Origin of the sequence: Vibrio sp. 1F253 (assembly GCF_041439295.1) — a bacterium.
Classification (GTDB): Bacteria; Pseudomonadota; Gammaproteobacteria; order Enterobacterales; family Vibrionaceae; genus Vibrio; species Vibrio tasmaniensis_A.
Map to the genome: position 1 here is coordinate 63,140 of NZ_JBGONU010000025.1, position 6,366 is coordinate 69,505.

Annotated in this window: 5 protein-coding genes; all 5 read right to left on the reverse strand. The window is 45.6% G+C overall.

Features of this window, described 5'->3' with window-relative positions; translation table 11 throughout:
- Nucleotides 1–114: 114 nt before the first annotated feature.
- On the reverse strand, nt 115–216 hold the full coding sequence (gene cydX, locus ACED28_RS13775; RefSeq protein WP_371710073.1) for a cytochrome bd-I oxidase subunit CydX: 102 nt from the start codon (nt 214–216) through the stop codon (nt 115–117).
- A 10-nt stretch (nt 217–226) separates the two neighbouring features.
- Nucleotides 227–1,363, reverse strand: a complete 1,137-nt coding sequence (cydB, locus tag ACED28_RS13780; RefSeq protein WP_371710074.1) for a cytochrome d ubiquinol oxidase subunit II — start codon at nt 1,361–1,363, stop codon at nt 227–229.
- Between the two features lie 12 nt (nt 1,364–1,375).
- Nucleotides 1,376–2,962, reverse strand: a complete 1,587-nt coding sequence (locus ACED28_RS13785) for a cytochrome ubiquinol oxidase subunit I (RefSeq protein ID WP_371710075.1) — start codon at nt 2,960–2,962, stop codon at nt 1,376–1,378.
- 142 nt (nt 2,963–3,104) lie between these two features.
- Nucleotides 3,105–4,535: a PLP-dependent aminotransferase family protein gene (locus tag ACED28_RS13790; protein WP_371710076.1), complete on the reverse strand. Its 1,431-nt coding sequence runs from the start codon at nt 4,533–4,535 to the stop codon at nt 3,105–3,107.
- A 211-nt stretch (nt 4,536–4,746) separates the two neighbouring features.
- Nucleotides 4,747–6,201: a lytic polysaccharide monooxygenase gene (locus ACED28_RS13795; RefSeq protein WP_371710077.1), complete on the reverse strand. Its 1,455-nt coding sequence runs from the start codon at nt 6,199–6,201 to the stop codon at nt 4,747–4,749.
- Nucleotides 6,202–6,366 lie beyond the last annotated feature (165 nt).

A 6,366-nucleotide genomic window follows, 5' to 3' on the forward strand; every position in this document is an offset into this window, starting at 1 on the left:
TTTAAGTCTTACCATCTTGTACCACGAAGGAAGAACCAAACCTTACGCTTTAGGAAGGCTCATAAAAAAGACCAGAGCATCATGCTTCTGGTCTCTTTATGACTCAAAGGTCAATCAGAACTCAGTTTCTGAGTCACTTTTCTCTAGGCTGATGACATTCAAAACCGCAAATGCAGAGGCTAGAAATAAGCCCAACATCCAAACAAAATACCACATGAGAAACTCCTTAATACAGTGAATGGCCATTACGTTCGACATACTCGCTATCAAGTCGTCCAAACATGGTTCGGTAGCTGAACGCGGTATAACAAAGAATGATAGGCACCATAACAAACGCCACGCCTGTCATGATGTTCAAGGTCAGCTCACTGGAGGTTGAATCCCACAGCGTTAGGCTATTACTCGGTTTAACGCTAGACGGGATAATGAACGGGAACATCGAGAAACCAGCCGTTAAGATGATGCAAACGTTAGTCAGGCTTGAGCTAATAAAAGCTATCGCATCCCATTTCAACCTTGCGCCAATTAAAGTCAGTAATGGAATGGTCACGCTGCCGATCAGTGCAAACCACATCCAAGGGTACGTATCGAAGTTGGTTAACCAAGCGCCTGTTTGTGTGACGACTTCTTTGTTCAAAGGATTCGAAGCCGAGCTATGATCCATCGCACTGACTATCAGATACCCGTCAATATGGTTTATCGCCATACAGCCAATCACCATGAGGAAAGGGATAAGTACCCCACTCGCCTGCGTCACCATTCTTGCCTTTTTGTACACTGCGTCTGTGGTTTTCATCATCAACCACGCACTTCCTTGTAACAGCGCCATCAATAACCCAACTAGACCACACAAAAGCGCGAATGGGTTGATCAAATCGATAAACGAACCATGGTACTCAACCATCAAGAAGCTATTGAGCGTAAAAGGTAAGCCTTGCATCAAATTGCCAAACGCCACCCCAAACAAGATTGGAGGGAAGAAGCCTGAGAACGAGATTGCCAAGTCACATACTTGTCGCCACTGATCGCTGTCGATCTTTGCTCGATACTCAAGCGCCAAAGGACGCAACCACAATGAAATAAGCACCAAATACATCGCCACATAAAGGCTTGAAAACGATGTCGCATAAACCAAAGGCCAAGCCGCAAACAACGCGCCACCTGCGGTAATTAACCAAACTTGGTTGCCGTCCCAATGGGGCGCGATGGAGTTAATCATTACTCGTCTTTCAGCGTTCGTTTTACCAATAAACGGTAACAACGCCCCCACCCCCATATCAAAACCATCGGTGATCATAAAACCAATCAGCAGTACACCAATCAGAACCCACCAAATTAAACGCAATGTGTCATATTCGAACATCAGTCAGTCACCTTATTGTTGAACTTGTTGTGCCAATTTGGCTTCAAGAGAAGTTGTATTTTGTTCATAGTGATAGCGACCCGTTTTTAAACTGCTTGGGCCTTTTTTAGCCACGGTAATCATCAAGTAACTTTCAACAATGATGAATACGGTATACAGGCTAATAATGAGAGCAAGAGACGTAAGCAGGTTTTCAACGGTTTGAGAAGAAGCCGCGACGGTCACAGGAAGAATTTCACCCACAGCCCAAGGCTGACGACCGTATTCCGCAACAAACCAGCCAGCTTCAATCGCAATCCAAGGTAATGGAATTGACCATAGCGCCGTTTTCAGTAACCAAGGCTTTTGCGTAATATTGTTACGGTAGGTTTGCAGGAAGGCAGCACCAAACACAAACAACATAATGAAGCCACAGCCCACCATGATTCGGAATGACCAAAAAAGTGGCCACACTGTTGGGATAGAATCATCTGCCGCTTGTTGGATTTGCTGTTCAGTCGCATCGGTTACGGTATCGGTGTAACGCTTAAGTAATAAGCCATAGCCGAGATCGTGCTTGGTTTGATCGAATGCTTGTTCTGTCTCATAAGAGGAATCGCCTGCTCGTAAACGTTCTAGCAATTCGTAAGCGATGATTCCGTTGCGAATACGGACGAGGTGCTGGTCGCGCAAGTCATGAAGACCCGTCACTTGCTCGTCCAAAGATCGCGTTGCAATAATCCCCATCACATAAGGGATTTTGACCGCGAAGTCGGTTTTGCCTTCTTCTTGGTTCGGTAATCCAAACAAGGTAAACGCCGCAGGTGCGGGTTCTGTGTGCCATTCCGCTTCAATCGCTGCTAACTTCACTTTTTGAACATCACCCAGTTCATAGCCCGACTCATCACCTAATACGATCACCGAGATAATAGAAGCAATACCAAACGAAGCTGCGACAGCAAACGAACGTTTTGCAAAAGCAACGTCACGACCTTTAAGCAAGTAGTAAGAGCTCACACCAAGGATAAACATTGAGCCACAGGTATACGCTGATGCCACGGTATGCAGGAATTTAACTTGTGCGACAGGGTTGAGCACCACTTCGGAAAAACTGGTCATCTCCATACGCATGGTTTGGTAATTGAACTCTGACCCGAGCGGGTTTTGCATCCAGCCGTTGGCAACTAGAATCCACAGTGCAGCAAAGCTCGAGCCCAACGCCACCAGCCAAGTAACCACAAGGTGTTGGCGTTTCGATAATCTTTCCCACCCAAAGAAGAACAATCCAACAAAGGTGGATTCTAGGAAGAACGCGACAAGCGCTTCGATGGCTAAAGGTGCACCGAAAATATCGCCGACATAGTGAGAATAATAAGACCAGTTGGTGCCAAACTGGAATTCCATGGTTAAACCGGTCGTGACACCCAAGGCAAAGTTAATGCCGAACAGTTTGCCCCAGAAGCGGGTCATGTCTTGATAGATTTGTTTACCGGTGAGTACATAGATCGACTCCATGATCGCCAGTAAGCACGACATACCGATAGTCAGAGGGACGAAAAGAAAGTGGAACATAGCGGTTAGCGCAAACTGTAAACGCGACAATTCAACTACATCAAACATTTAAGCTCCAAACATCATAATGATGGCTTTCATATTAAGAATTGGAGCATATTTCAGCACAGTTCTCACGAACCAAACTAGAACAGATTGATTATTAAAAAACAGAACAGATTTACTTATTAAACGAACGACTAGTCAGAGTTTAGCTGCAACTATTGGCTTGCAATTCCATTGCCTGAATCAAGCCTCCTAGCGCTCGTATGGCTTCTGCGATTTTGTCGTCGCAAGCGTACGAGCAGTTGAGACGGATGTGATGAGAGAACTTTTTGTCGCTGCTGAATATAATTCCCGGCGCGACAGAGATGTTGTGTTCAAGTGCTTGCTCATAAAGCTTCTCAACACAAACAGAATGAGGCAACTCTATCCAAAGGAAGTAACCACCTTGGCTTTTATGCACCATCGCACTTGAAGGTAAGCTAGATTCTAACAATGCAATATGTGCCTTCTTCCTTTCATTCAAAAGCTTGCGAAGTTTTTTAAGATGGTTGTCATAACTATAAAACGTCAGGTAATGAGACAGTCCAAGTTGGATAGGAATACTGCTTGAGAGCGTCGAAAGGTGCTGCAATCTCTGAATCTTTAACGCTTGTTTCCTTGCAACTACCCAACCGATTCGAAAGCCGGGCGACAATGATTTGGAAAACGAACCGCACAGCATGATTTGCTCGCCGGTGTCATAGGCTTTAGCAGGCAATGAGCTTTGGTTGCCGACATGAAGTTCTCGATACACATCGTCTTCGATCATCGGGATCTTATGTTGATTCACCAACTCGGCCAACCGCAGCTTGTTTCCATCACTCATCGAATAACCCACTGGGTTTTGCGATTCTGTCATGAACCAGCACGCTTTGATGTTCATTGAAGCGAAAACCGATTCCAACACATTTAAGTCGATACCAGTTTCAGGGTCTGTCGGGATCTCTACCGCCGTCAGGTTTAGCCTTTCAATAGTCTGTAACACACCGTAAAACGCAGGGTACTCTATCGCGACTAAGTCACCCGGCTCGGTACAGGATTGCAGGCATAAGTTAAGTGCTTCCATTGCCCCTGACGTGATCACAATATCGTCGGGCAATACATCTAGCCCACCAGCTTGATAGCGCTGAGCGATTTGCCTGCGTAATGTTTCACTGCCCGGTGGCAGATTAGTAAGCATGCTGTTATCGGGCATTTGACGACTGGCATTGGCTAAACTGCGCGACAACGCTTGATGCGGAAACAAGGCAGGGTCTGGAAATGCCGAGCTGAGTGGAATGATACTAGGGTCTTTGGCTCGTTGAAGTACATCGTAAAGCAGGTCGCTGATCTTAACGGGATACGGCTTGATGGCTTTTTGTTGTGCGAGTTCTGAGGTGAACACATTTCTGCGCGGTAACACGAAATAGCCAGATTTAGGCTTAGAGCGCACATAGCCTTGGTCTTCAAGCTGCTGATAGGCTTGCAGTACCGTCTCGATACTGAGTTTATAGCGCTTACACGCATCTCTAATTGATGGGATCTTCTCACCACTCAACCAGATGTTTTGCTCTATCTGATTCTTGATTGTATTGGCGAGCATCTGTGATTTTTTCATCAAAAAGTCTTTTCTATCTAATGTGCAAAATATTACTAAACCTGAATATTCGAAGTACTCGGACATTCAGGTATAACAAAGCCCTACCCTAAACCCAATTACCTTCACGGTCGACTTGTTTATTTCTCCCATAAGAAAAGACACCACACTCGTCAAGAAGTGTGGTGCCTTGGTTATTACTTTAAAGCTAATTAACTAACGCTAATTAAGATTAGTTGGCTGGACGCCACACGCCCCACTGATCATTTTCGTAGGTCGCTTTAGGGTTTGTACCACCTTGTATCCACCACTGTGCTTTCCAAGACTGGTTTGAGTACGTTACTACTTCACCGCCTAGGTAAGTCGCTGAAGAGTCCCAAGTGCCATTGTCTGGGTCAGGAGTCGGGTCTGGATCCGGCGTTGGATCTGGGTCTGGTGTTACGCCACCGTCATCGGCAATCACTTCAAAAGTGAAGGTTTCAACACTGTCACTTTCAATAGAACTAGCCATGAATGACAAGGTTTCATTAGCTACTATACCAGTCGTATCTACGACAACTGACGCAGTGCCGTTATTTTGGATGCTTACAGCAGAACCTTGAGTTTGAGTTAATGTCGCCGCTTCACTTGTTGCAATCACAACTTTGTCGCCAGCATTCACTACGTTATCACTCTTCACTAGCTCGTAGATGTCGCCTTTCAATGGTTCAACACCACCGTCGCCACCATCAATCAGCGTTAACTGACCAGAAGCACGGCTATCTTTTGAGTTGAAGAAGTTACGTGAAGGATCGTTTTGGAAGTACATGTAGTGCTGCATTTCAGTGTGCCAATCACCAATGAAGATCGCGCCATCTTTAAACTCTTCGTGCCAGCCGTTAATCTCTGAAGCCAACAAGCGAGCCCAATCGTTAACGTTTGAAGCGTCGATAACGATGTCGAAGCTACGCGCGACTTCACCGTACTTGTTGATGATGTCGTACTTAACCGTATCACCAATTTCTGGCGTACCAAACTGGTCAGAAACAAACAGGTCGCCACGGACTAGATCAGGTTGAGGTGTAGGATCTGGTGGTGGAGTTGCCCCCCCCGTGATAGTGATGTCTGAACAGTTGTAGAAACCTTCACCTGCTGCATCGTCACGTTGCCAACGTACATATAGAATTGCGTCGCCAGAGCGGTCTGAAGGAATCGTTACGTTGATACGGTATTTGCCACCACTTACAGGAACATTCCCAACTTCTTGGATAAGATCTAAATCACCCCACGCTAGGCCTTTGCTCAGGTCGGCGTTTGGTTTTGTTAGGTAGAACTCCCAGAATGACGGGTTGTGTGGTGCAGTCGCGTTGAATACATATTCAAATGTACCAGTGCTTAGCTCGGTGCGAGTCCAACCTGTATGAGGTGCTCCCATACCACGTTTTTGCGAATCATTGGCATAACACAAAGTGCCGTCTGGAATCGCAGCTTTCACAGCATTAATGTTGTTGAAATCTTGGATATTTTTCGCATACTCGTTGCGTTGAACGAAAGGATATGACCCAGAAATATCTTTTGCTTGAGCACATGCCGCATTTGGTGGCGTACCTGACCAAACTCCACCCTGCTCGTAACACGTATTCTGACGTGCACTTGGAAATTCAGACCAACCATGAGCGTTTACTACTGATGGTACGCTGGATAGCATAGCCATCCCCACTGCTATTTTTAGAATATTATTATTTGCTGTTTTCACTTTCCCACTCTCTATTATTTTACCCCCCGTATGCAATATTGATTGGATATTTACTAATCAAGACCCCCTCTGGCAGGATAGTTGTCACTGTTAAAATTTAACCAGTTTGGGCGATAA

Excerpts from the sequence above, each read along its gene's own strand:
- ACED28_RS13795 (WP_371710077.1), bottom strand. The coding sequence starts at position 6,201 with ATGCTATCCAGCGTACCATCAGTAGTAAACGCTCATGGTTGGTCTGAA.
- cydX (WP_371710073.1), bottom strand. The coding sequence starts at position 216 with ATGTGGTATTTTGTTTGGATGTTGGGCTTATTTCTAGCCTCTGCATTT.
- ACED28_RS13785 (WP_371710075.1), bottom strand. The coding sequence starts at position 2,962 with ATGTTTGATGTAGTTGAATTGTCGCGTTTACAGTTTGCGCTAACCGCT.
- cydB (WP_371710074.1), bottom strand. The coding sequence starts at position 1,363 with ATGTTCGAATATGACACATTGCGTTTAATTTGGTGGGTTCTGATTGGT.
- ACED28_RS13790 (WP_371710076.1), bottom strand. The coding sequence starts at position 4,535 with ATGAAAAAATCACAGATGCTCGCCAATACAATCAAGAATCAGATAGAG.